Source organism: Vibrio sp. S/42/10 (assembly GCF_029890535.1).
GTDB lineage: Bacteria > Pseudomonadota > Gammaproteobacteria > Enterobacterales > Vibrionaceae > Vibrio > Vibrio cyclitrophicus.
In genome coordinates this window covers 49,329-72,097 of sequence record NZ_JAKMZC010000003.1, presented here as the reverse complement: position 1 = coordinate 72,097, position 22,769 = coordinate 49,329, and the positions used below count along the sequence as shown (strand labels likewise).

Sequence of the window (22,769 nt, the reverse complement as noted above, 5' to 3'; positions counted from 1 at the left end):
ATAAATCTATCTAATTTGGTTTCGATGACTCTAATCTTTAATCGTGAGCCTTTATCTGTGGTCAACGCGGCGAACTAATGAATCACCGATTGATTGAATAATTTGTACAAGCACAATCAACATCACTACTGTCACTGCCATGATGGTCACATCGTAACGGTGAAATCCGTAACGAATCGCGACATCACCTAGACCGCCGCCACCTACAGTACCGGCCATTGCTGAATAGCTCACCAGAGTCACGAGTGTAATCGTTACTGAGTTGATGATAGTCGGTAGTGCTTCTGGAAGCAGAACCTTGTTGATGATTTGAGTCGGTGTTGCGCCCATGGACTGAGCGGCTTCCACTAGACCTGTGGGCACTTCAAGTAGTGCACTTTCGATAAGTCTAGCAACAAAAGGTATAGCGCCGATCGTCAGTGGAACAATCGCTGCTGTTGTTCCGATGAAGGTACCAATCAGCATCTTAGTCAGTGGGATAATAGCAACCATCAACACTAAGAAAGGCACTGAACGACCTACGTTCACAACCGCACCCAAAATTTTGTTTAGTTTGGTGTTCTCTAGCAAACCACCTTTTTTAGTCGTGTGTAGAATCACGCCTAATGGGATACCGACGGCAAAGCCAACGATGCCTGCGACTGCAACCATGTAAAGCGTTTCGCCTGTTGCGCCTAGTAGAAGGTTACCGTTAAGGCTGATCCAGTCAGCAATCTCGTTGAAACTAAAGGACATAACCAAGCACCTCTACTTTTACATTGTTGTCGCGTAGGAATTGTATAGCAGCATTATCATTTGCTTCATTACCGAACAGTTCAGCTACCATCATGCCGAACTTTACGCCGCCGGCGTAATCAAGATCTGAGCTTAGGATGCTAACATCGATATTGAATTTACGAGCGATTTGCGTCATTAACGGTGCATCAACGGTTGCTCCTGTAAACTCAAGACGTACCAATGGGTAACTGCTGTTTACTCGAGTCTCATGTAAACGCGCTTGGTAATCTTCAGGAATCGTCAGGTCCAGTGTTGAGCGAATAAACTGATGTGCTAGCTCTGTTTTAGGGTGAGCAAATATTTCACCTACGGTCCCTTTTTCTACTAGTTCGCCGCCGCCGATGATTGCGACTTCGTGACAAATGCTTTTAACCACGTCCATTTCGTGAGTAATCAGTAAAATAGTGATGCTTAATTTACGGTTGATTTCACGCAGTAGCTCAAGGATAGATTGAGTCGTGGCTGGATCCAAAGCACTGGTCGCCTCATCACAAAGCAGTACTTTTGGGTCAGATGCCAGTGCGCGAGCAATCGCGACACGCTGCTTTTGACCACCACTTAGGTTTGCAGGGTAGGTATCGCGCTTATCAGCAAGACCAACCAACTCAAGTAGCTCACTGACTTTTGCTTCAATTGCTGCTTTATCTTTACCTGCAAGTTCTAAAGGCAGTGCTACATTGTTAAATACAGTGCGAGAAGACAGCAAGTTGAAGTGCTGGAATATCATGCCGATGTTACGACGTGCTACGCTAAGTTCTGATTTGTTGAGTTTTGTCAGGTCGATTCCGTCAACAATCACTTCACCCGACGTTGGGGCTTCCAACATGTTTACACAGCGGATAAGAGTACTTTTGCCTGCACCTGAAGAGCCGATGACTCCAAAGATTTGACCTTGAGGAATATGGAGGTTGATATCAATTAAGGCATTGATTTCTTTAGTGCCTTGATAAAAAACCTTATTGACTTGATTCACTTTAATCATAGAGAAACCCGTGCCGGTAGAACAGAATAATATGTCGATAGCTCGCTCGATTTACAGACGATGCTATGGTGTTCTATGATCTAAGTCAATAGATATTTTTACGTCTAGATGGCTAAACGCCGATTGTATGGCTAAGCTGGAAACAAATCGTTAACGAACGCAAAACTAAATAGATAGTGATGAAGCAAATAAAGCGTGTAATAATTAATGATTAATAGAGAGTTGATAGAGAACAAAATTTTGTCTAAACCTGCTGTTTTTTTAGATCGTGATGGTGTGATTAACGTTGATCATGGCTACGTACATGATGAGCATGACTTTGAATACATCGATGGTGTGTTTGAAGCGGCGAAAGCGTTTAAAGATATGGGCTATTTATTGGTGCTAGTGACCAACCAGTCAGGCATTGCTCGTGGTATGTTTAGCGAAGACCGTTTTCTTTCTTTAACGCAGTGGATGGATTGGAACTTTGTTGATAACGGCGTTGAGCTTGATGGCATCTATTACTGTCCGCATCATGCTGAACAAGGCTTAGGCGACTACAAGCAAGATTGTGAGTGCCGTAAACCAAAACCAGGTATGTTCATTTCTGCTCGTGACTTTCTTAAGATTGATATGGCTAACTCAGTCATGATCGGCGACAAAGCTGAAGATATGATGGCTGCAGAAGCGGCAGGTGTTGGCACTAGAGTGTTGGTAAGGACCGGTAAGCCAGTCACTGAAAAAGGTGAAGCGTTAGCCAGCGTAGTACTTGATAGCATTAAAGACGTACCCGCTTTCTTGAAAGGTTAAACGTTCTATTTATCACTAAGGTTTTTCTAACCTGAGTCTAAACTAAGTGTCATTGACTATATAAAGATGAGGAACGAAGTATGAAAGCTATGTTGGTAGCATCTCTATGTACGGTAGCATTGGTCGGGTGCTCTAAATCAGCATCCCCTGATAGTGCAGCATCGGATAATCAATTCGTGACTTATCAATGTGAGTCTGACGTCTCGTTTGATGTGGCTTACCTTAGTAATGAAAAAGCAGTACTGCGTTTACCTGATAACGAGTACCAATTGACTCAAGTACCGGCAGGCTCAGGAACCAAATACATTCTAGACGATGGCACCTCAGAGATGATTAGCAGCATCACTTTGCGCACGAAAGGTGACGACGCACGTCTAGAACTAGGCCGTGTGGTCTATCGTAATTGCCAAAAGTAAGTCATAGTAAGAACTGCTATATTTTACAAATAGTTAAGTGAGGAAACCTACCCTCACTTTTTCTTCTCTTTCCTTTAACGTTAGACTTTTTATGAGCAAAAAACTCACTATTCTCGATATTGCTAAGCTGTCCGGTGTTGGTAAGTCAACCGTATCTCGTGTTCTGACCAATGATCCAAAAGTGAAACCTGAAACCCGAGAAAGGGTGGAAAGAGTAATTCAAGAATCTGGGTACACGCCTTCAAAGTCTGCGCAATCCATGCGCGGTGGCAGTCAAAAAGTCATCGGCGTGATCATCTCTCGTTTAGATTCTCCCTCTGAAAACAAAGCAGTTAGCACCATGTTGGCAGAATTGTATCGAGCGGATTACGATGTCGTGATCATGGAAAGTCAGCTAGATAGAGATAAAGCTAACGAACACCTTCAGGTTCTCAAGCGTCGCAATGTAGATGGTATTATCGTGTTTGGTTTTACTGACTGTGATATTCCTGCGATTGAAGCTTGGGGAAACAAAGCGGTGGTGATTGCTTTGGATACTGAGAATGTGACGTCGATTAACTATGATAACCGACAGGTGATCAATAGTGCGTTAACGCATTTAGCAGATCAGGGGATCTCTGAGGTTGGTTTCATTGGCGTTGCTCCTAGCGACAAATCAACCGGTGAACTGCGTCTTAAGGCTTATCTCGAGTGGTGTGAAAATACAGGTTCAATTGCGAACTATCGTACTGGTCAACTTCATCATGAAAGCGCTTATCAGTTGGTGGATGAGGTGCTTGTTCCTACGACTCAAGCCATTGTCTGTGCGAGTGATACATTGGCTCTTGGCGTAATCAAGCGTTTGCAAGAGTTACAACGTGAAGATGTGGTGGTGACTGGTGTCGGTGGCAATGATCTTCTCTCTTTCTTGTTCCCTCGAGTATTTAGCATTGATCCTGGGTATCAATCTGCAGGTAAATTGGCCGCTAATCTATTGATCTCTCAGCTTTTAGGCAATTCAGAGATCTCTCATCACACTCAATCTCCGATTCTATAATCCACTCAATCAAGCGAAATTGAACCGCTTAGATTAAAATTAGAGTGTGATCTCTTTCAATTAATGGGACTGTTCCCATTTTAATTTATCATTCATGTGGGCATTATAATAACCGTAATTGGGAATGTTCCCATTAATCTAAATCGAAGTGGTTATAGCTGCATGGTTTAGAAGAGTAATTGAATGAAACCAGGGTGGGGTAGTATGAGTAAGATAGCGAAGCAAGACGTTGCGCGTCTTATCGAGTTAGTCGGTGGCAAAGAGAATATTGCGAGTGTCAGCCATTGTCTAACTCGGCTGCGTTTTGTATTGAACGATACGGAACAAGCGAACAAAGCAGAGTTAGAGAAGCTTAAACTGGTAAAAGGCTGCTTTACTAACGCAGGTCAATTCCAAGTCGTGATTGGCACCGAAGTTGATGAGGTGTACGCACTTTTGATTGAGCAAACGGGCAAAGATGCATCATCAAAAGATGAGGCGAAGTTGGCTGCTCGTCAAAATATGAACTTCCTTGAGCGTGGTATCTCCCATTTAGCCGAAATTTTCGTACCACTGCTGCCTGCCATCATTACTGGTGGTTTGATTCTTGGTTTCCGTAATGTGATTGGCGACATTCGCATGTTCGACGGCAAAACTTTGGTTGAAATCAGCCAATTTTGGGCAACCGTTCACTCATTCTTATGGCTGATCGGTGAAGCTATTTTCTTCTTCTTACCAGTTGGCGTGTGTTGGGCAACAGTTAAGAAACTCGGCGGAACGCCTATTCTGGGTATCACGCTCGGTGTGACCTTGGTTTCTCCACAGTTGATGAACGCTTACATGATAGGTAAATCGGTACCTGAGGTGTGGGACTTTGGCTTGTTCGTGATTGAGAAAGTCGGCTATCAAGCTCAAGTTATCCCTGCGATGTTAGCGGGTGCGGCTTTGGCGTTCATTGAGACCAATCTTAAGCGCATTGTCCCTGCTTACTTGTACCTAGTTGTGGTGCCATTTGTATCGATTATTTTGTCTGTAATTCTAGCACACGCTTTCATTGGTCCATTTGGCCGTATGTTAGGCGATGGCGTGGCATTCGCGGCTAAAGCGGCAATGACGGGTGATTTTGCGATTCTGGGTTCGGTGGTATTTGGCTTCCTTTACGCACCTTTGGTTATTACGGGTATTCACCACACAACCAACGCCGTTGACCTACAACTGATGCAAGGCTTAGGTGGTACGCCAATCTGGCCTTTGATTGCGCTATCAAATATCGCACAAGCTTCAGCAGTTGTCGGCATCATTATCTTAAGTAAGCGTGAAGGTGAGCGAGACATTTCAGTACCTGCGGCAATCTCAGCCTACTTAGGTGTGACAGAGCCTGCAATGTACGGCATCAACCTTAAATACAAATTCCCAATGCTGAGCGCAATGATTGGTAGTGCTGTTGCAGCCGCAATTTGTGGTAGCGCAGGTGTGATGGCGAATGGTATCGGTGTCGGCGGCTTGCCGGGCATCCTATCGATTCAACCTCAATATTGGTCGATTTACTTAGTCGCGATGCTGGTGGCGATTGTACTACCCGTTACGTTAACACTGTTCTTCTATAAACGAGCACAGATGAAAGGTGAGCTAGAAACCGCCAACGCGTAATGCATTAAATAAGCGATGACTCCAAAGTGAGACATCGCTTTTGCTCTTAGTTATAGCTTTTTCTTTTAGTTATAACGGCTATTCAACCATGATTCACATGGTGATTTTTATTTTATATTTTCTGGTAAGTGAGTGTTAGAGATGGCGATGACTGAGCATGATGAAAGTTGGTGGAAAACCGCAACCATCTATCAAATCTACCCAAAGAGCTTTTGTGATAGTGGCAGTAAAGGTACTGGCGATATCAAAGGGATCATTTCAAAACTGGATTATCTTAAACACTTAAATGTGGATGCAATTTGGTTAACCCCAGTTTACGCATCACCTATGATCGACAATGGTTACGATATTTCAGACTATTACTCGATTAACCCTCAATTCGGCACCATGGAAGACTTCGACTTATTATTGTCTGAAGCGCACCAGCGTGGCATCCGTATCGTGATGGATATTGTGGTCAACCATACTTCAACAGAGCATGCATGGTTTCAGTCTGCATTGGGTGACAAAAACAGCCCGTATCGCGATTACTATATCTGGAAAGATCCCGTAGATGGCCAAGCACCAACTAACTGGCAGTCTAAGTTCGGTGGTAATGCGTGGGAACTCGATGAGGCGACAGGGCAATACTTCCTACACTTATTCGCGAAAGAGCAGGCCGACCTTAACTGGGAGAACCCGGTTGTACGCGAAGAAGTGAAAGACGTCATCAGCTTCTGGGCTGAGAAGGGCGTTGATGGCTTCCGCTTGGATGTGATCAACCTGATTTCTAAACAGCAAGACTTCCCTAACGATGATATCGGTGATGGTCGTCGTTTTTACACTGATGGTCCACGTGTGCACGAATACCTGAAAGAGATCAGCGAAGCGGTATTCCAGAAATACGGCAGCGTGACCGTCGGCGAGATGTCTTCAACCACGTTGGAACATTGTCAGCAATATTCAAATGTTGATAACAGCGAGCTATCAATGGTGTTTAACTTCCACCACCTTAAGGTCGATTACACCAATGGTGAGAAGTGGACTAATGCACCGTTTGATTTCTTACAGCTCAAGTCGATCTTCAATCACTGGCAAACCGGTTTGAACGGCAAAGGTTGGGGCGCACTATTCTGGTGTAACCACGATCAACCAAGAGTCGTCAGCCGCTTGGGTAACGACCAGCAATATCGCGTTGAATCAGCCAAGATGCTTGCTGCGTCAGTCCACATGATGCAAGGCACACCGTATATCTATCAAGGTGAAGAGATTGGTATGACCAACCCTGGCTATACTGAAATTAGCCAGTATCGTGATGTCGAGAGTACTAATATGTACGATATCATGGTTAATCGTGATGGTGTGGCTCATGAAGATATGATGGCGATCTTAGCGCAGAAATCTCGTGATAACTCTCGTACGCCAATGCAATGGAACGATAAAACTTACGCAGGATTTTCACAAGCTCAGCCATGGCTTGATGTTGCGAATAACTACATTGAGATCAACGCCGAACAAGCATTGGAAGATAAAGACTCTGTATTTTACTTCTACAAGAGTTTGATTGAGTTGCGTAAACAAGTGCCAGTGATTACGGGTGGTAGCTATCAAGATTTATTGCCTGAGCATCCATCTATTTTTGCATATGTACGTGAAAGCGATAGTCAGACTTTGGTTTGTCTTAATAACTATTATGGTGAAGAGGCGGAGTGTGTTTTACCTGAACGTTTTGAGATGCTGAAGGCTGAAAGCTTGTTGTCTAATTATCAAGTAAGCGAGAGTTTAGCGGCGTCTCATCATCAAGTGCTGCGACCTTACGAGACGCGTATCCTCTTGATCGAAGCTTAGTCTCGTTACGATTTCAATTAACCTAATTCTCCGTTCCCCCTAGAGATCTAGGTTTCAACAAAGGCTTTGGAGTGCTCCCCAAAGCCTTTTTGTTTTAGTGATGTATTGATTATAGTGTCTCTGCCTAAATAGTTTAGAATCGAAAGCATCAGGTATTAGCAACGTAGAGCAAGTTATAAGAATTAAGACGCGTAGTTCACTGAGTAGCGAGTTGGCTTATGGTTCATGGCTAATACAATGTTCAATACCGCTGTGCCTAATACAGATACTGTAATTACCCAAGGCGATACGAAGAGGAAGGATGCAAACAGAATACAGGCATCAATGGCCATTTGGGTTTTGCCTACTGAGATACCGTAGCGGTCTTGGATGAACAAACATAATACGTTGAAGCCACCCAAGCTTGAGCGATGACGAAACAAAATCAACATGCCTAAGCCCATTAATAAGCCGCCAGCGACGGCACAGTAAATTTCATTATGTACGTCTAATGAAATCACTAGATATAAATGATCGGCAAATACAGACACTAAAGCGCCTGAGATGGCACTGCTAATCGCAAAGTGACGGCCAAATCGTTTCCATGCTAATAAGTAGAATGGACAATTAGCAATAAAGTACAAAATACCAAAGGTTACCGGCGTAAATTGACTCAAAAGCAGAGCCAAGCCTGTAGTACCACCGGTAAGCAGGTTTGCTGATTGTAAAAAGAATACGCCTAACGCCACTAAAAACGTGCCAGTAAGAATCGCTACCCAATCTTCTTTACGTGAGTGTTTTTCCATCGTTTTTATAATTACCTAACCAATAAAGGCGTGCATAGTAGATAAAAACCTTAGCTTTCGGTAGCTTGAGGTGCAAAATTAAGGTAAACCTATGTAATCTGCGTTTTACAGGGTGTAAAGCGTAAAATTGACAGTAAGCGTCATCTTTGGTTGGATAAGCTTAATAACCATGATGAATCTTATTTGTGATTATGAAAAAACTGCATGATAAAATTGCAATTAGCTCTTTATGACCTAGATCAAATTATGTAGAATGCGTCACATCAAAACGGTGACGGAAACGTTTGCTTTCGGTCGTTGTGTGGTTTTTTTGAAACTTTCAGTACAATCTGAGTCAGGAGATACAGATGCTTAAGCGTGACATGAACATTGCTGATTACGATGCGGACCTATTCGCAGCTATCCAAGAAGAGACTCTTCGTCAGGAAGAGCACATCGAACTTATCGCTTCAGAAAACTACACAAGCCCACGTGTAATGGAAGCTCAAGGTTCTCAACTTACAAACAAATACGCTGAAGGCTACCCTGGTAAGCGTTACTACGGCGGTTGTGAGTTCGTAGATAAAGTTGAAACTCTAGCAATCGAACGTGCATGTGAACTTTTTGGCGCTCAATACGCGAACGTACAACCTCACTCAGGTTCTCAAGCTAACAACGCTGTATACATGGCGCTATTGAATGCTGGCGATACCGTTCTAGGTATGAGCCTAGCGCACGGTGGTCACCTAACGCACGGTTCTCCAGTAAACTTCTCTGGTAAGCTTTACAACATCATCCCTTACGGTATTGATGAAGCTGGCCAAATCGATTACGAAGAGATGGAAGCTCTCGCAATCGAGCACAAACCTAAGATGATCATCGGTGGTTTCTCAGCTTATTCTCAAGTTTGTGATTGGGCGCGCATGCGTGAAATCGCTGACAAAGTAGGTGCTTACTTCTTCGTAGATATGGCTCACGTTGCGGGTCTAATCGCTGCCGGTGTTTATCCAAACCCAGTTCCACACGCTCACGTTGTTACAACAACAACGCACAAAACGCTTGCTGGTCCTCGTGGTGGTCTTATCCTTTCTAACGAAGGCGAAGATCTTTACAAAAAGCTAAACTCAGCAGTATTCCCTGGCGGCCAAGGTGGTCCTTTAATGCACGTTATCGCTGGTAAAGCAGTAGCGTTCAAAGAAGCACTAGAGCCAGAGTTCAAAGAATACCAAGCTCGCGTTGTTGCTAACGCAAAAGCAATGGTTGCTGAATTCCTAGCACGCGGTTACAACATCGTTTCAGGTTCTACAGAGAACCACCTGTTCCTAGTTGACCTTATCGACAAAGACATCACAGGTAAAGAAGCAGACGCAGCACTAGGTTCAGCTAACATTACAGTTAACAAGAACTCAGTACCAAACGATCCACGTAGCCCGTTCGTTACGTCTGGTATCCGTATCGGTTCTCCTTCTATCACTCGTCGCGGTTTCTCAGAAGCAGACGCGAAAGCTCTTGCTGGCTGGATGTGTGACATCCTTGATAACATGGGCGATGAGTCTGTTATCGAAGCAACTAAAGCGAAAGTATTAGAAATTTGTAAGCGCCTACCGGTTTACGCATAATTTTTCTGCGTAGAGTGAACGAATTTCTATGTCGCACATACTCATTTGCTAGCGCAAACTCCGTGTGAGCTCCTTAAACTTCGTTCATCTACTTTGAAAAAGAGTTTAAAAGGTCCCTTTTGGGGCCTTTTTTGTATATGGAGATTTGAGTATCTGAAAATATAGAAAAGCGGGTACTAAAAAGGGCTGATGTTTGCACATCAACCCTTTGCTATTTATTGGTATCGGTTTTACTTTTTGATGCTCAGCAAAGTACCTGATTTACATCTAAACGAGTAGTAGCTGCGACTTTCATTGAATTTGCCCAAGCCTTCGCCATCGCAGTAGTCGATGTTGATATCACGCATGACTTCTAGTGTATCTTCGCTGTTTAAAGCGAATTTAGAACCATCTGAGCAGACGATACGAATTCTCTCATCATGGCTTACAGAGTAGATATCGACTTCAGTATTACACAGCTCAAAAGACGCTTCACGAAAGTTGTCTTGTTGAGAGTTTGAAGAGCAACCGGCAGTGAGTGCGGCTGCAATAACGGCTAATAGTCCGAGTCTTTTCATTGTTAGTCCTTCGATATCATCAAATTTAGTGATGAGTTTTATATGCTGTTCTTGGTAGCCTATACAACAACACACTTTGATTCAAGGAGCGTTGGCTGACTCTAAGATATAAAAGTATAGGTGCAAACAGATAATTTATAATAGGTTTATTGGTATTGGTATTGGTATTGGTATTGGTATTGATATTGGTCTATTACGTACCTCAAACAAAAAAGACCAACACAGAGGTTGGTCTTTCGAAATAAAGCTTGTTTTAAATGACTATCGAAACTGTTTTGCTTCTGGAAAATACTCAAAACCAGCAGACGCAAGTTTAGCGATCAAGGCTGCCTTATCGATTTCGTAGAAGTTAACCACTCGATCCAAATCACCACCGAAGTCGTCACGTAGCTTCATGTTGACGATGCTCATTAACATCACTGGATCCATCTTTGCAAAATTAGCGAGGTTCATGTTAGTCCTCGAAATCTGAGATCAGCAGGTTTGCCGCAGCAAATGCTGCACGATCACGAGCATCTTTAGGAAGAGACTCATCCGCAGCAAGGTCGTTTAATGTTTTTACCGCACAGGTAACCGCTTTAGGGATATAGCCTTGGTCGCCACTGCCAATTTGAGAGTACAGTTCACGCACCAAATCACAACAATCGTATACTTTCATTTTTATACCTAACCAAATGATAACTTATCTCAATATACACATAGAGGTAGACAAAAACAAAGTGGAACTGATGAAGATCAGAGTTAATTTGTCCTTGCTCAATATCTCATTTGTTGATGCTAAATATATCACTTTGCTAGCTTGTTGTTTAACCAGATACTTATCGATTAGCCTGATATTTACCGCTTAATCAGAGATTTGTTGTTCAAGCTGATAAATCACTTCATCAGCCAGGTTGAGTTGCTTGGCTAGCTCTTTGAGGTAAGATTTCTCCATGAAGTTCTGCTCATCAGCCACAATTAAAGAGGCTAAGTAGATCTCACTCGCCTGTTGAGGTGACGTTGCTAATTGAGCGATTTCGCTTGGGTCGAGTGGCTTATGCAGTTCTTCAGATACCAATTTAGTCAGTTGATAATCAGCGCCCATGTTTTCGACGGCTTGTTCTATCTTTGCCATCTCTTCTTCATCAACATGGCCATCAGCTTTAGACGCGGCAATCATCGATCGTAGAATCAAAACGCTATGGTTTGCATCATTTTCATCAAACTGAGCCTGTTCGACATTGGGTGTCTGGCCTTGTTTAGATTGGTAGTCGTTGTAGACTTTATAAGCGAGAGCGCCCAGTGCTGCTGCGCCGCCAATGCCAGCCGCTTTCTTACCCATTTTCTTGGTCTTCTTTGAGCCCATTAACGCCCCTAACTGTCCACCACCAACAGCGCCCGCCCCGAAAGCCCCAAGTATGTTTTTGTTGATACTCTTGTCATTGCTATTACAGCTTTTAGAAAGACTACTTAAACTCGAAGATCCTTGGGAAAGCTTTTGAGTACCTTGTTTTACGAGATCTGACTTAAGTGCATGGTTAAGTAAGCTTTTGATATCCATCGATACCTCCAATATAAATGTACTAAAGAGTCGTTAAAACCAATATACGGGCTTAAAGATGAACTGGTGATTAACTTATGTAATTTGCTCTATTGATCAATAGAAGGGAGTTTGAAGTGAAACGACAGGCACAAAAAAGGCCACCTAATAGCAGCCTTTCAATATTTATCTAGTGAGTAATCGGATTACTTAGCTAGTTGAGCCTTAAGGTGCTCGATAACCGTGTCCATAGCGATAGCTTCTTTATCACCAGTACGACGGTTTTTGTATTCGAAGTTACCTTCGTCCATGCTGCGATCACCGATAACGATAGTGTGAGGAATACCCACTAGCTCGATATCTTTAAACATAACACCTGGACGCTCTTTACGGTCATCGAATAGTACTTCGATACCCATAGCTGTTAATTCAGCGTATAGCTTTTCTGCTGCTTCTTTAACGCGCTCAGATTTATGCATGTTCATTGGTACGATAGCAACTTGGAACGGCGCTAGTGCGTCTGGCCAAGTGATACCGAATTTATCGTGGTTTTGCTCGATAGCAGATGCAACAACACGTGAAACACCGATACCGTAACAACCCATTTCTAGGATTACGCTCTTACCATCAGGACCAAGCACGTTACAGTTCATTGCTTTAGAGTAAGTATTACCTAGTTGGAAGATATGACCAACCTCGATGCCGCGCTTAAGTTGGATAGTACCTTGACCACATGGGCTTAGGTCGCCTTCTACAACGTTACGTAGGTCTTCAACTTGAGCAAGCTCTACGTCACGACTCCAGTTGATACCAAAGTAGTGCTTACCGTCTACGTTTGCGCCAGCGCCAAAGTCGCTCATTACGGCAACAGAGCGGTCAACGATGAATGGTAGATCTAGGCCAACAGGGCCAAGTGAACCAGGACCAGCCCCAACAAGTGCGCGGATTTCTTCTTCAGAAGCCATCTCTAGTGGAGAAGCAACCTGTGGAAGGTTTTCTGCTTTCACTTCGTTAAGCTCGTGGTCACCACGGATGATTAGAGCAATAATATCTGCTTCTACTTCATCAGATGCTTTAACGAATAGAGTCTTAACTGTCTTCTCGATTGCTAGACCGTGCTGCTCTACAAGTTCTGCGATTGTTTTTGCGTTTGGCGTATCAACCAATTCCATTTCTTGAGTAGGCGCTGCAACTTCTTCAGTAGGAGCTAGTGCTTCTGCTTTCTCGATGTTCGCTGCGTAATCAGATTCAGAAGAGAATGCGATTAGGTCTTCGCCGCTTTCAGCAAGAACGTGGAACTCTTGAGAGCCGCTGCCGCCGATTGCGCCAGAGTCTGCTAATACCGGGCGGTATTCAAGGCCCATGCGGTCGAATGCTTTACAGTAAGCATCGTGCATCGCTTGGTAAGACTTTTCTAAGCCTTCTTTGTCGATATCAAAGCTGTATGCATCCATCATAGAGAACTCACGTGCACGCATTACGCCAAAACGAGGGCGGCGTTCATCACGGAATTTAGTCTGGATTTGGTACAGGTTTAGAGGAAGCTGTTTGTAAGAGCTGATCTCGTTACGTACTAGGCTTGTCACTACTTCTTCAGCTGTTGGGCTAAGAACGAATGGACGAGAGTGACGGTCTGTGAAACGAAGTAGCTCAGGACCCATCTTTTCAGAACGGCCAGTCTCTTCCCAAAGCTCAAACGGCTGAACTACGGGCATCAAGATTTCAACGGCACCTGCATTATCGATCTCTTGGCGAACGATATTTTCGACTTTACGCAGTACACGTAGACCAGTAGGTAGCCAAGTATATAAACCTGAAGCTAGCTTACGGATCATACCTGCACGTAGCATCAGCTGGTGGCTGATAACTTCTGCGTCGTTTGGAGTCTCTTTCAGAGTAGAAAGAAGGTAGTTACTGGTACGCATTCTATGGTATCCGTTTCATCATTGATAAAAGAAAATTTGCTGCAGTGAGTGACGACAGCAAATCTGATATAGCCGTATATAATATCAGCCTATTTGGGATCTCAAAAGCGTTCAATGTCAGTTACATTGATGAAAAGCGCCTCAACAACGAATTTCACGTTAAGATCGAATAAATTTACCGCATATTCCTTACTGTCTGGCTTGCCTTTTTTATAAGCAGGTCGCGGATCTTGACCAAGCACTTCTTTGATCACTTGAATGATATGGCGTGCCTGCGGGTGACCAGACAGCTTACTTTGGGCTTGCTGAGAGAAGTTCACATCTAACACTTCAGGTTCATCGGCGGCAAACCCTCCTAGTGCATCGGGAATTGAATCCGAGTAGGAGATATAAGGTTTGATGTCGATGATAGGCGTACCGTCAACGAGATCGACGCTGCCCAAGTCCAACCAAGTTTGTCCTTTTTCTTGATAGACACCTTTGAGCTCAACCGCGGACATACCAATCCCATTCGGTCTGAATGTCGCACGTGATGCGAAAACACCGATACGTTCATTGCCGCCAAGTCGAGGCGGCCTCACAGTTGGTTTCCAGCCCGCTTCAAGGTTCTTATCGAACAGAAACAACAACCACACATGGCTAAATTGCTCAATATCCCGAACAGACTCAAGACAGTTTGCTGCGTCAACCAGCCTGACTCTTGAGGTGGATGTTGGTACCAATCTAGGTTGCCTTGGCACTGCGAACTTCTCTTTATAGGGAGACTCTATAAAGCCAATAGGTTCAATGGAGTACATGAGTGGACGTCTCTGATTACGATCTATGGCGGGAAAATATCATAAAATCGCTTGTTTTTCTTTTGATAATAATTATCATTTGTTATGTTATAACATATCAATTCAATTATTTAGGGAAATACAATGAAACCGAATATCCACCCGGGCTACCGCACAGTGGTGTTCCACGACACCAATGTTGATGAGTACTTCTTGATTGGCTCCACCTTGAAAACAGAGCGTACTATCGAATGGGAAGATGGTAATACTTACCCTTATTTCACTATTGAAGTGTCTTCAAAATCACATCCTTTCTATACGGGTAAACAGAGAGTGCTACATAAAGAGGGACGTGTTGCTAATTTTACTCGTCGCTTTGGTCAATTAGGTAAGGGAGCTAAATAATGAAAGTTGTTAAATCACTTAAAAGTGCGAAAAGCCGTCACCCTGATTGCCAGATAGTTAAGCGTAGAGGGCGTCACTATGTGATCTGTAAATCCAATCCAAGATTTAAAGCGGTTCAAAAATAACCGTCAATATGATGTGACATGTGTGTAAAAACGAGGGGAAAGTCAAACTTCATTCATTTGTCTGTTTTTCTTTTCCTTCGAGAGGTACTTAACCGGATATCGAGTGTGTATTTAACGTACGATGTATTTTATTTTCAAGTGAATCAATGGGTTATATTGTGAGTTATATTTCTAGTGAATGCGTTGTTGTAAATTATAAATCTAGTTTTTGTGTTTAATATAGATTTATTTGCTAATTAATTGTTCAAATAGAGTTAAAAGTCGTCGTTTGTTACACACTTTGTAACATTTTGAATTTCTAATTGATATTTTTGTCGCGTACCCTTCGCTGGCAATTTGAACATCTTTGTCACAATTGCACAGGAATCACTACACAAGGAGGGAACAGATGAGTTCATCTGCTTCAATAAAAAACAACGCACCAAAAAAACCTATTTTCACACGCTTTTTAGACAGCGTTGAATATTTGGGGAACCTTTTACCCCACCCAATCACTCTTTTTGCTATCTTCTGTGTCGCAATCCTAGTTTCTTCAGGTATTGCTGGTTACTTTGAAGTGTCTGTCATGGACCCTCGCCCTGAAGGTGCTAGTGGTCGTGCTGCTGATGGTATGATCCACGTTGTAAGCTTACTTAATGCTGAAGGCTTACAACTCATCGTAACGAATCTAGTTTCGAACTTTGTTGGCTTTGCGCCACTTGGTACTGTACTTGTTGCAATGCTAGGTGTTGCGATTGCTGAACACTCAGGTCTATTATCTGCGGCAATGCGCGGCATGGTAATGGGCGCATCTCAGCGCATGGTTACTGTAACCGTGGTATTTGCCGGTATTATCTCTAACACGGCTTCAGAGCTAGGTTACGTAGTACTTATCCCTCTTGCAGCAATGCTTTTCCACTCATTGGGTCGTCACCCATTAGCAGGTCTAGCGGCAGCATTTGCTGGTGTATCTGGTGGTTATTCTGCAAATCTACTTATCGGTACGGTTGATCCACTGCTTTCTGGTATCACAGAAACAGCAGCACAAATGCTTGATCCATCTTACTCTGTTGGCCCTGAATCAAACTGGTACTTCATGTTTATTTCGACCTTCTTTATCTCGATTGCCGGTGCATTGGTAACAGAGAAGATTGTTGAACCTAAACTGGGTAAATACAATGTCGAAGACGCGTCTGAAGATCTTTCAAATGACTCAATGGGTAAGCTTACTGCTATTGAGAAGAAAGGCCTTAGATTGGCGGGTGTCGCTGTATTAATCGTGAGTGCGCTTTTAGCTTGGACTGTTGTTCCTGCTGACGGTGTTCTACGTTCAGAGGCGGGCACGATTTCAGGCTCTCCATTCCTGAAAAGTATCGTCGCGTTTATCTTTGTATTCTTTGCTATTCCTGGTTTTGTTTACGGCAAAATTACCGGTTCAATGAAGAATGACCGTGATGTGATTAATGCAATGGCAACGTCGATGTCTTCAATGGGCATGTACATCGTTCTTGTATTCTTTGCTGCACAGTTTGTTGCTTTCTTTAAGTGGACGAACTTTGGTCAAGTGGTTGCTGTAGGCGGCGCAACATTCCTTCAGGATATCGGCCTAACGGGTCCAATGTTGTTCTTCGCATTCATCCTAATGTGTGGTTTCATTAACCTGATGATCGGTTCAGCTTCTGCACAGTGGGCAGTAACAGCGCCAATCTTCGTTCCAATGCTAATGCTAGTAGGCTACGCACCTGAAACGATTCAAGCGGCTTACCGTATCGGTGATTCAACAACCAACATCATTACACCAATGATGAGCTACTTCGGTCTTATCCTTGCCGTAGCAACTCGCTACATGAAGAACCTAGGTATCGGTACACTGATCGCGACAATGTTGCCTTACTCAATGGTATTCATGTTTGGTTGGAGCATCTTGTTCTACCTATGGGTATTCGTATTCGGTCTACCAGTAGGTCCAGGCGCTGCAACGTACTACACGCCTTAGTGAACAGTGATAGGCGAACATTTCAATTCGCTTATTAACTGAATAAAAGACGAGATACCCAAGAGCCTGCATCAATGCAGGCTCTTTTTGTTTGAGTCAGTAAACTTACAATCCCGCAAACCGATAGGTAACGCCTAGTTCGAATGACCAGCCCACGTCTCGTTGTATCAACGCGCTGTCGCTGTCATGATGAATTAGGTCTGCTCGAGCGATACCAATCCAAGTTGGCGTGAACTCATAAAGCCCGATTAACCCTGCTTGATAGACAAAGGTTGAGCCCGCATCAAATTGGTTTAGTCCCGAAGCTGATGACTCGGTGTTAGAAATACCATACAGGTGATTGGACAGTTTCTTGTCTCGATAATCGACTTCTAGGTAGGGCGTAATGGTGAATGGCTGCGTCCAGGTTTCTAACGTTCTGCCTAAGTGAAGCTGAACTTCGTAGCCATCATGTTCTGAAGTTACATCGTGTAAGTAGGTGAGGCGTGCACCTACTGTTCCTAAGGTTATCCCCAGCTCTCCATTACCATCTCTGTCTTGAATGCCGTTAGGTAGGTCCACAAAAGTGTCTGACACCTCAGCAAAGCGCCAATTTCCAGATAGCCCCACGTAAGGCAGTAGTTGCCAATTGGCTAGGCTACCATCGATAAAGCCTTTCGGACCGGAATAGAATAGATTGGGTGTTGCGCCAAATCGAGGGGCACTTTTAGTGGAGAAAACACTTTCACCATAGGTGATGCTGCCTCCGATGATTCCGTACTCTTGATCAGCAAAGTGTTTATCGGCAAAGCCTTCAGCAAAGTCTTCATCGGCAAAAGAAAGTTGGGTGCTGCCAAAAACAATGGATAATGAGAGGGCGATTCGACGAATCATAAGCAATACTCCGTTATTGTAATAAATATCAAGAACGGAGTATGTCGATTAAAATTTCATCGGGGCTATATCGACTAAGTGACGATTTCTAAAGTTGTCGTCATTAGAAATACTGCGTTTAGCGTTTAGCTAGTAGGCGATCGAGGTGGTTTGCGAACTCACGACGGTCGGTTTGAGAAAGGGTGCTTGGTCCGCCAGTTTGAATGCCACTTGAACGCATGGTATCCATAAAGTCACGAATGTTGAGACGCGCTTTGATGGTTTCTTTTGTGTAAAGCTCGCCACGAGAGCTTAAAGCAAGCGCGCCTTTGGTGATCACTTCATCGGCGAGAGGGATATCGGAGGTAATCACTAAATCACCGGGTGCAGTGCGTTTTACGATTTCATCATCTGCAATATCAAACCCGCTTGGTACTTGAATTGAGTGAATGTTGTTGCGTTTAGGAACGGGTACCAAGTGGTTTGCCACGAAGGTACATTCCACACCTGTTCGCTCAGCTGCGCGTACGATTGTTTCTCGGATAACCTTAGGACAAGCGTCCGCATCAACCCATATCTTCATAGTGTTCTATTTCTCTATTAGCTTATTTATCAGTTAACTTATTGCTCAGTTAGCTTATTGCTCAGTTAACTTGGCTTCAAGCATGGCAACGCGAGCGGTAAGTTCTACAATTTGCTTTTCTAGTTGGCTAACACGATCGAGTGCTGGCGCTTCTTGTGTCGCGACTTCCACTTTAGGGACGCGATTGGCCGTTTTCCAGCTTTTGATCGTCGTGATCAAAGCGGGCATTGGAACTGATGTGCTCATACGAGCTTTAACTAAAGCAACTGTCGGCTCTTTCCCTTGGGCTTGCAGTCCTTCAAGCACCGATTTTAACTCTTCAGACACATCTTTTGTGAGCATGTTGACCTCCATTTTTAGTATTTTTTCATTTTACTCGCTCCAGTGCGCGATAGCGAATCATAAAAGCGCCTATAGCTTGTGAGAGATCTCTTACAAAGGCTGTGAGATAACACGAATATATCGCTAGAGAGATTGATATGCATATGGTTAAGATTTTGAATTTTAAGTGTTTTATTTAATTAACAACTTGGTTGGATTAAAAGTGTGATGAAAATCTATTGTCCGAAATCTTAAATCGCGTAAATTAAACCTTGTCGGAAGGATTCTGACACGGAACAGGAAAGCAACAAGGATTTGGTTATCTTCAGGATGAAGATTTGGTTACTTAGGATTGAGTGATCAAGCATGGAGCGTAAGGACATTGTAGGGATACAGACAGTTAACAGGAAGTTAGCTGCAACGGAATGACAATGGACACCTTTAGGATAAAGGGTTGGATTAGCATCAGGACGATGTAAAGGACACCGCTCACGGAACAAGTGATGTGCGCTAACTAGGATTGTTAGCTTTCAGGAAGATTGGACACCGCTAGGACGGCGAAGTAAAGGAAAGAGCTGAAGGATTACAGCCACTATTATGGATGATGCATGGAGCATTAATTAGTAGCCGGACTGCTGCGAGTAAGACCCTAGCCCTGACACTTCGGTGTCGGGGCTTTTCTTTTCTGGGCCTTTATTTATTTCGGTGCTTTGTTATCTGAGCGCTTTTTATCTAATAGTTTTATCTTAAAGCGTCACATCTGCTTTTCTGCTAATGGTCAACACAAGGAGTGTTTTATGACGATTGCAACCTCAAGAACGCTGTTGGTACCTTATACCGAGCAGTTAGAACATGACTTTATTAAGTTGAATTGTTGCCCCATTAATCGTGCTGAAATGAATGGGCCGCACTCTATTGCTTCTGCGAAGCACTTATTCCAAGAAATATTGAACGATAACGTCGGCTTTTGTCGGGCTATTATCCACAATCAAACTCGCGAATACCTTGGGCACTTGTTTATTTCATCTGCGGATGGAAAACACGAACTGGGTTTTATTCTGGACAAAGAGTACTGGCATCAAGGACTGGCGAGTGAAGCGCTAAAACCCTTTTTTAGTTTGGCTTGTTTTGAAGAGCACTTAACGAATGTGGTTGCAACTGTAAATGTTGGTCATAACCCATCCATTAAATTATTAGAAAAGTTAGGCTTTGCATTCAAAGAGACCAAACAAGATATGTTTGGTCCTTATCATGAATATAGCTATACCGCGTATTGCGACGTTACATTCTATGAGGCTGTAGCTCAAACCGCATAGAGCGGAAACCTACCATGGTTAGTTTTCCTTGGTACAGGTCGTCACCTAACGCCGAAAACTCAAAATGGTACACAGTATGCCAGCGCCAAATGGTGGTGAGCTCATGGCGCATCTTCAGTTTATGACCACTAAAGGCGACACTTAATAATTGCAAATCGAGTTCTTTACACTTTCTCGCAATGGCTGTTTTTGCTAACTCAGATTGCCTGCGTTGCTGCCAAAACAGAAAGCAAAAGAAGCACAGAAACAAAATAGCCAATAAGTTATCTATCATTTAATCCATACTTCCTTTTATCTCTTTCTTCCAATTGTGACTTTAGTGTTAGGAGCTATTGAGTAGATCTACTCTTTAGTTAGTCTACTGTTGAGCTTTAGTTGCTTGTTGCAATTCAACCAATGCATTAGCAAGCTCTGGTGATGGATTCGAGTTCAACAATGGTAAAAATACCATTCTTAGTGTCGGAATCATCACTAAATCTGCAAATAGCTGATTGAATAGGTTTTGATTACCTGTTTGTGCGAGACGCAGCAAAAATTGCTCAGCAATAGTTGGATCTTGTAGGGCACTCCAACTTCGACCAGCTAAACCAATTAATACTTCTTGATGACTTAAACGTGGGCTAGCCAAAACTTGGGTAATCACAGCATTCGTTGTATTTTGCTCTGCACCTGAAAGGGCACGAACTAATGCTGAAAGTAAAAACAGATCCGGTTCTTTACTTGAGATTTCATTCTCTGCCATCTCTTGCAAGCGTTGAGCTAGCTTGTCATTGATTTGCGTATGCTCAAGCGCTCCTAGTGTTGCATAAAGAGGCTCTGATGGCAGTTTATGAAGAGCCTTACGAATAGTGACACCGTTTTGCTGGCTGCCTAAGCGAGCACACATATCTGTGATGCCCTGCAAGCCAACCGTTTTCCAGTTGTCCCAACCGAGTTCACCTGTGAAGTAATGTTGAGCGTGTTCGTAGTATTGGCTCGTCGCAAGATCTAAACCTGATCTTACTTGGCTATGGAACACGGCCATCTTGTCTTCAGAAGGCTTGAAGGTATATGGGTTGTTAGACAGCTTTTGTTGTTGCTCTTCGGTGATCTCGCCGTTCAAACGAGTGCCCATTGCTTCAATAACAAACTTTAGGAAGTTACCCACATCTCCTTGATGCAATAGGCCTCTTTCATCCAGTTTAAATTTTAGGAACCAAATCCAAGGTTGCTTGTGTTCGTTCCAGTAGCTAATCGCTAAGTGAGCTTGTTTCTGCAGTGGAAATGGGTACGGCTGTTTCCCCTGCTCAACATCAGAGAATAGGTTGTTGTCGATCTTTTGGATACGACGACCTAGATCGTAGATATCATATTGGCAACCGCTATTCTTTAGCAACTGAGTGAGCGTGTGAATGGTTTCCATAGTAATAAAGCTCCTAACTTTCTTTCCTAAATAGATGGTACTCTATGCCCCAATTTCAAGGTCACTAGATAAATAACTTGGTGAAAAATGACAGCTGCCACAAAGTTACCTCTTTTACTTCAACAATTAGAACAACAAATGCGCCAATGTTCTCTGTGGAGCACGTTTCCACCCTCGGATGAGGCGCTTGCGAGCATTGAACCTTTCGCGGTTGATTCGCTACAACCGGAAGAGTGGTTGCAGTGGATCTTTATCGTTAAGATCAACGCAATGATGGATGCCCAAATAAGTCTACCGAAAGGCTTTGCGATTCATCCTTATTTTAGTGAAGTGTGGAAAAATAAGGCAGACAAAGCTGAACTGCTAGTGACGATTCTGAGCATTGATGAGGTATGCGCGTAATGTTAGAGATCATTTATCAAGATGAGTATTTTGTCGCGGTGAATAAGCCTGCAGGTATGCTAGTACATCGCTCATGGTTGGATAAACACGAGACTCAATTTGTTATGCAAACACTGCGTGACCAAATTGGTCAGCATGTATTTCCTTTGCATCGTTTAGACCGACCTACATCCGGTGTTTTGGTGTTTGCATTGTCGAGTGAGGTTGCCTCTGAAGTCATGCCGATGTTCGCCAACCATGAGATGCAAAAGACTTATCATGCGATTGTGCGTGGCTGGATAGAAGAGGGCGATACGCTCGACTACGCACTCAAGGTCGAGTTGGATAAGATCGCAGACAAGTTCGTGAAAGAAGATAAAGAACCACAAGAGGCTATTACCGTTTACGAGCCGTTAGCGAAAGTTGAAGTGCCGTATTCAACAGGCCGCTTCCCAACCAGTCGTTATTGCTTGGTTGAGATGATGCCAAAGACAGGTCGCAAGCATCAGTTGCGTCGTCATATGGCTCACCTAAGACACCCAATCGTGGGTGATACTTCGCATGGTGATGGTAAGCATAACCGTCTGTTTCGTGATGATTTAGACTCTCACCGTTTGTTACTGCATGCTTCTGAACTACGCTTCATCCACCCTTTTACAAAGAAGGAGTTAGTGATGAAGGCTAACCTAGATGAAACGTGGTTAAGGTTGTTTGAAACTTTTGAGTGGGATACCAACTTAGTGAATGCTGAAGCATGTTCGCCTAAGTAAAAGTACACGCGTCCAAGTAA

The 22,769-nt window shown here is 43.5% G+C and carries 26 protein-coding genes; 12 read left to right on the top strand and 14 right to left on the bottom strand.

Going from position 1 to position 22,769, the window contains the following annotated elements:
- Window positions 1-51 precede the first annotated feature (51 nt).
- Both L8S15_RS04385 and metN read right to left on the bottom strand, forming a co-directional pair.
- Window positions 52-735, bottom strand: coding sequence for a methionine ABC transporter permease (locus L8S15_RS04385; protein WP_004734372.1), 684 nt, complete (start codon window positions 733-735; stop codon window positions 52-54).
- On the bottom strand, window positions 725-1,759 hold the full coding sequence (gene metN / locus L8S15_RS04380) for a methionine ABC transporter ATP-binding protein MetN (RefSeq protein WP_016787760.1): 1,035 nt from the start codon (window positions 1,757-1,759) through the stop codon (window positions 725-727). Before metN ends, L8S15_RS04385 begins: the two co-directional genes overlap by 11 nt.
- Before the next feature lie 240 nt (window positions 1,760-1,999).
- On the opposite strand from metN, the gene gmhB reads away from it, so the two are divergent.
- The 5 genes from gmhB to treC all read left to right on the top strand — a co-directional run bounded on the left by gmhB (window position 2,000) and on the right by treC (window position 7,459).
- Window positions 2,000-2,551, top strand: coding sequence for a D-glycero-beta-D-manno-heptose 1,7-bisphosphate 7-phosphatase (gene gmhB, locus L8S15_RS04375; protein WP_032544876.1), 552 nt, complete (start codon window positions 2,000-2,002; stop codon window positions 2,549-2,551).
- Between the two features lie 80 nt (window positions 2,552-2,631).
- Entirely contained in the window at window positions 2,632-2,967 is a 336-nt protein-coding gene (locus tag L8S15_RS04370; RefSeq protein ID WP_016787759.1) for an MliC family protein, read from the top strand.
- 91 nt (window positions 2,968-3,058) lie between these two features.
- Window positions 3,059-4,003: a trehalose operon repressor TreR gene (treR, locus tag L8S15_RS04365; RefSeq protein WP_280572039.1), complete on the top strand. Its 945-nt coding sequence runs from the start codon at window positions 3,059-3,061 to the stop codon at window positions 4,001-4,003.
- Window positions 4,004-4,207: 204 nt separating this feature from the next.
- Window positions 4,208-5,632 (top strand): PTS trehalose transporter subunit IIBC, encoded by a 1,425-nt coding sequence (gene treB, locus L8S15_RS04360; RefSeq protein WP_280572038.1) that lies wholly within the window; start codon window positions 4,208-4,210, stop codon window positions 5,630-5,632.
- 141 nt (window positions 5,633-5,773) lie between these two features.
- The gene (treC, locus tag L8S15_RS04355; protein WP_016798195.1) at window positions 5,774-7,459 is read left to right on the top strand and encodes an alpha,alpha-phosphotrehalase; all 1,686 of its coding nucleotides are present in this window, start codon (window positions 5,774-5,776) and stop codon (window positions 7,457-7,459) included.
- A gap of 182 nt (window positions 7,460-7,641) precedes the next feature.
- On the opposite strand, the gene L8S15_RS04350 is transcribed toward treC, so the two are convergent.
- On the bottom strand, window positions 7,642-8,244 hold the full coding sequence (locus L8S15_RS04350) for a YitT family protein (protein ID WP_065099639.1): 603 nt from the start codon (window positions 8,242-8,244) through the stop codon (window positions 7,642-7,644).
- A gap of 347 nt (window positions 8,245-8,591) precedes the next feature.
- On the opposite strand from L8S15_RS04350, the gene glyA reads away from it, so the two are divergent.
- Window positions 8,592-9,842 carry a serine hydroxymethyltransferase gene (glyA, locus tag L8S15_RS04345; protein ID WP_010436432.1) on the top strand — a complete coding sequence of 417 codons (1,251 nt, stop codon included), beginning with the start codon at window positions 8,592-8,594 and terminating at the stop codon, window positions 9,840-9,842.
- A gap of 230 nt (window positions 9,843-10,072) precedes the next feature.
- Here glyA and L8S15_RS04340 read toward each other — a convergent pair whose 3' ends face one another.
- The 6 genes from L8S15_RS04340 to tsaA form a co-directional block, all read right to left on the bottom strand.
- The gene (locus tag L8S15_RS04340) at window positions 10,073-10,399 is read right to left on the bottom strand and encodes a hypothetical protein (RefSeq protein ID WP_010436435.1); all 327 of its coding nucleotides are present in this window, start codon (window positions 10,397-10,399) and stop codon (window positions 10,073-10,075) included.
- Between the two features lie 261 nt (window positions 10,400-10,660).
- Complete coding sequence (locus tag L8S15_RS04335; protein ID WP_016767592.1) at window positions 10,661-10,852, bottom strand: DUF4250 domain-containing protein; 192 nt, start codon at window positions 10,850-10,852, stop codon at window positions 10,661-10,663.
- A 1-nt stretch (window position 10,853) separates the two neighbouring features.
- Entirely contained in the window at window positions 10,854-11,057 is a 204-nt protein-coding gene (locus L8S15_RS04330; protein WP_016767591.1) for a YaeP family protein, read from the bottom strand.
- Between the two features lie 186 nt (window positions 11,058-11,243).
- Window positions 11,244-11,939 carry a tellurite resistance TerB family protein gene (locus tag L8S15_RS04325; protein WP_280572037.1) on the bottom strand — a complete coding sequence of 232 codons (696 nt, stop codon included), beginning with the start codon at window positions 11,937-11,939 and terminating at the stop codon, window positions 11,244-11,246.
- Window positions 11,940-12,124: 185 nt separating this feature from the next.
- Window positions 12,125-13,843, bottom strand: a complete 1,719-nt coding sequence (locus L8S15_RS04320) for a proline--tRNA ligase (protein WP_280572036.1) — start codon at window positions 13,841-13,843, stop codon at window positions 12,125-12,127.
- Between the two features lie 101 nt (window positions 13,844-13,944).
- Window positions 13,945-14,640, bottom strand: coding sequence for a tRNA (N6-threonylcarbamoyladenosine(37)-N6)-methyltransferase TrmO (gene tsaA, locus L8S15_RS04315; RefSeq protein WP_016767588.1), 696 nt, complete (start codon window positions 14,638-14,640; stop codon window positions 13,945-13,947).
- 123 nt (window positions 14,641-14,763) lie between these two features.
- Here tsaA and L8S15_RS04310 point away from each other — a divergent pair, with 123 nt between their 5' ends.
- The 3 genes from L8S15_RS04310 to L8S15_RS04300 all read left to right on the top strand — a co-directional run bounded on the left by L8S15_RS04310 (window position 14,764) and on the right by L8S15_RS04300 (window position 17,124).
- Complete coding sequence (locus L8S15_RS04310; protein ID WP_010436456.1) at window positions 14,764-15,024, top strand: type B 50S ribosomal protein L31; 261 nt, start codon at window positions 14,764-14,766, stop codon at window positions 15,022-15,024.
- Window positions 15,024-15,149 (top strand): type B 50S ribosomal protein L36, encoded by a 126-nt coding sequence (gene ykgO / locus L8S15_RS04305; protein WP_010436457.1) that lies wholly within the window; start codon window positions 15,024-15,026, stop codon window positions 15,147-15,149. The genes L8S15_RS04310 and ykgO overlap by 1 nt, the downstream gene beginning before the upstream one ends.
- Before the next feature lie 388 nt (window positions 15,150-15,537).
- A complete protein-coding gene (locus tag L8S15_RS04300) occupies window positions 15,538-17,124 on the top strand; it encodes an AbgT family transporter (RefSeq protein WP_010436458.1) in 1,587 nt (528 codons plus the stop codon).
- A gap of 105 nt (window positions 17,125-17,229) precedes the next feature.
- Here the strand turns inward: L8S15_RS04300 and L8S15_RS04295 are convergent, their stop codons facing one another.
- The 3 genes from L8S15_RS04295 to L8S15_RS04285 all read right to left on the bottom strand — a co-directional run bounded on the left by L8S15_RS04295 (window position 17,230) and on the right by L8S15_RS04285 (window position 18,901).
- Window positions 17,230-17,997, bottom strand: coding sequence for a MipA/OmpV family protein (locus tag L8S15_RS04295; RefSeq protein ID WP_010436460.1), 768 nt, complete (start codon window positions 17,995-17,997; stop codon window positions 17,230-17,232).
- 118 nt (window positions 17,998-18,115) lie between these two features.
- A complete protein-coding gene (locus tag L8S15_RS04290; RefSeq protein ID WP_010436462.1) occupies window positions 18,116-18,559 on the bottom strand; it encodes a YaiI/YqxD family protein in 444 nt (147 codons plus the stop codon).
- Window positions 18,560-18,613: 54 nt separating this feature from the next.
- Window positions 18,614-18,901, bottom strand: coding sequence for a hypothetical protein (locus L8S15_RS04285; protein ID WP_010436465.1), 288 nt, complete (start codon window positions 18,899-18,901; stop codon window positions 18,614-18,616).
- Between the two features lie 776 nt (window positions 18,902-19,677).
- On the opposite strand from L8S15_RS04285, the gene L8S15_RS04280 reads away from it, so the two are divergent.
- A complete protein-coding gene (locus L8S15_RS04280) occupies window positions 19,678-20,196 on the top strand; it encodes a GNAT family N-acetyltransferase (RefSeq protein WP_010436467.1) in 519 nt (172 codons plus the stop codon).
- Here L8S15_RS04280 and L8S15_RS04275 read toward each other — a convergent pair.
- Both L8S15_RS04275 and L8S15_RS04270 read right to left on the bottom strand, forming a co-directional pair.
- A complete protein-coding gene (locus tag L8S15_RS04275) occupies window positions 20,162-20,470 on the bottom strand; it encodes a DUF3301 domain-containing protein (RefSeq protein WP_016786808.1) in 309 nt (102 codons plus the stop codon). The two genes, L8S15_RS04280 and L8S15_RS04275, sit on opposite strands and share 35 nt — an antisense overlap.
- 84 nt (window positions 20,471-20,554) lie before the next feature.
- The gene (locus L8S15_RS04270; RefSeq protein ID WP_010436470.1) at window positions 20,555-21,598 is read right to left on the bottom strand and encodes a DUF3549 family protein; all 1,044 of its coding nucleotides are present in this window, start codon (window positions 21,596-21,598) and stop codon (window positions 20,555-20,557) included.
- A gap of 87 nt (window positions 21,599-21,685) precedes the next feature.
- On the opposite strand from L8S15_RS04270, the gene L8S15_RS04265 reads away from it, so the two are divergent.
- Together L8S15_RS04265 and truC are read left to right on the top strand one after the other, a co-directional pair.
- Window positions 21,686-22,000, top strand: coding sequence for a YqcC family protein (locus tag L8S15_RS04265; RefSeq protein WP_016784998.1), 315 nt, complete (start codon window positions 21,686-21,688; stop codon window positions 21,998-22,000).
- The gene (gene truC / locus L8S15_RS04260) at window positions 22,000-22,749 is read left to right on the top strand and encodes a tRNA pseudouridine(65) synthase TruC (protein WP_016784999.1); all 750 of its coding nucleotides are present in this window, start codon (window positions 22,000-22,002) and stop codon (window positions 22,747-22,749) included. The genes L8S15_RS04265 and truC overlap by 1 nt, the downstream gene beginning before the upstream one ends.
- Window positions 22,750-22,769 lie beyond the last annotated feature (20 nt).

Coding starts and splice junctions, on each gene's coding strand:
- metN (WP_016787760.1), bottom strand. CDS start 1,759: ATGATTAAAGTGAATCAAGTCAATAAGGTTTTTTATCAAGGCACTAAA.
- L8S15_RS04325 (WP_280572037.1), bottom strand. CDS start 11,939: ATGGATATCAAAAGCTTACTTAACCATGCACTTAAGTCAGATCTCGTA.
- L8S15_RS04270 (WP_010436470.1), bottom strand. CDS start 21,598: ATGGAAACCATTCACACGCTCACTCAGTTGCTAAAGAATAGCGGTTGC.
- L8S15_RS04335 (WP_016767592.1), bottom strand. CDS start 10,852: ATGAACCTCGCTAATTTTGCAAAGATGGATCCAGTGATGTTAATGAGC.
- L8S15_RS04340 (WP_010436435.1), bottom strand. CDS start 10,399: ATGAAAAGACTCGGACTATTAGCCGTTATTGCAGCCGCACTCACTGCC.
- tsaA (WP_016767588.1), bottom strand. CDS start 14,640: ATGTACTCCATTGAACCTATTGGCTTTATAGAGTCTCCCTATAAAGAG.
- L8S15_RS04330 (WP_016767591.1), bottom strand. CDS start 11,057: ATGAAAGTATACGATTGTTGTGATTTGGTGCGTGAACTGTACTCTCAA.
- L8S15_RS04290 (WP_010436462.1), bottom strand. CDS start 18,559: ATGAAGATATGGGTTGATGCGGACGCTTGTCCTAAGGTTATCCGAGAA.
- L8S15_RS04385 (WP_004734372.1), bottom strand. CDS start 735: ATGTCCTTTAGTTTCAACGAGATTGCTGACTGGATCAGCCTTAACGGT.
- ykgO (WP_010436457.1), top strand. CDS start 15,024: ATGAAAGTTGTTAAATCACTTAAAAGTGCGAAAAGCCGTCACCCTGAT.
- L8S15_RS04320 (WP_280572036.1), bottom strand. CDS start 13,843: ATGCGTACCAGTAACTACCTTCTTTCTACTCTGAAAGAGACTCCAAAC.
- L8S15_RS04275 (WP_016786808.1), bottom strand. CDS start 20,470: ATGATAGATAACTTATTGGCTATTTTGTTTCTGTGCTTCTTTTGCTTT.
- treR (WP_280572039.1), top strand. CDS start 3,059: ATGAGCAAAAAACTCACTATTCTCGATATTGCTAAGCTGTCCGGTGTT.
- treC (WP_016798195.1), top strand. CDS start 5,774: ATGGCGATGACTGAGCATGATGAAAGTTGGTGGAAAACCGCAACCATC.
- L8S15_RS04285 (WP_010436465.1), bottom strand. CDS start 18,901: ATGCTCACAAAAGATGTGTCTGAAGAGTTAAAATCGGTGCTTGAAGGA.
- truC (WP_016784999.1), top strand. CDS start 22,000: ATGTTAGAGATCATTTATCAAGATGAGTATTTTGTCGCGGTGAATAAG.
- treB (WP_280572038.1), top strand. CDS start 4,208: ATGAGTAAGATAGCGAAGCAAGACGTTGCGCGTCTTATCGAGTTAGTC.
- L8S15_RS04300 (WP_010436458.1), top strand. CDS start 15,538: ATGAGTTCATCTGCTTCAATAAAAAACAACGCACCAAAAAAACCTATT.
- glyA (WP_010436432.1), top strand. CDS start 8,592: ATGCTTAAGCGTGACATGAACATTGCTGATTACGATGCGGACCTATTC.
- L8S15_RS04295 (WP_010436460.1), bottom strand. CDS start 17,997: ATGATTCGTCGAATCGCCCTCTCATTATCCATTGTTTTTGGCAGCACC.
- L8S15_RS04350 (WP_065099639.1), bottom strand. CDS start 8,244: ATGGAAAAACACTCACGTAAAGAAGATTGGGTAGCGATTCTTACTGGC.
- L8S15_RS04265 (WP_016784998.1), top strand. CDS start 21,686: ATGACAGCTGCCACAAAGTTACCTCTTTTACTTCAACAATTAGAACAA.
- L8S15_RS04310 (WP_010436456.1), top strand. CDS start 14,764: ATGAAACCGAATATCCACCCGGGCTACCGCACAGTGGTGTTCCACGAC.
- L8S15_RS04280 (WP_010436467.1), top strand. CDS start 19,678: ATGACGATTGCAACCTCAAGAACGCTGTTGGTACCTTATACCGAGCAG.
- L8S15_RS04370 (WP_016787759.1), top strand. CDS start 2,632: ATGAAAGCTATGTTGGTAGCATCTCTATGTACGGTAGCATTGGTCGGG.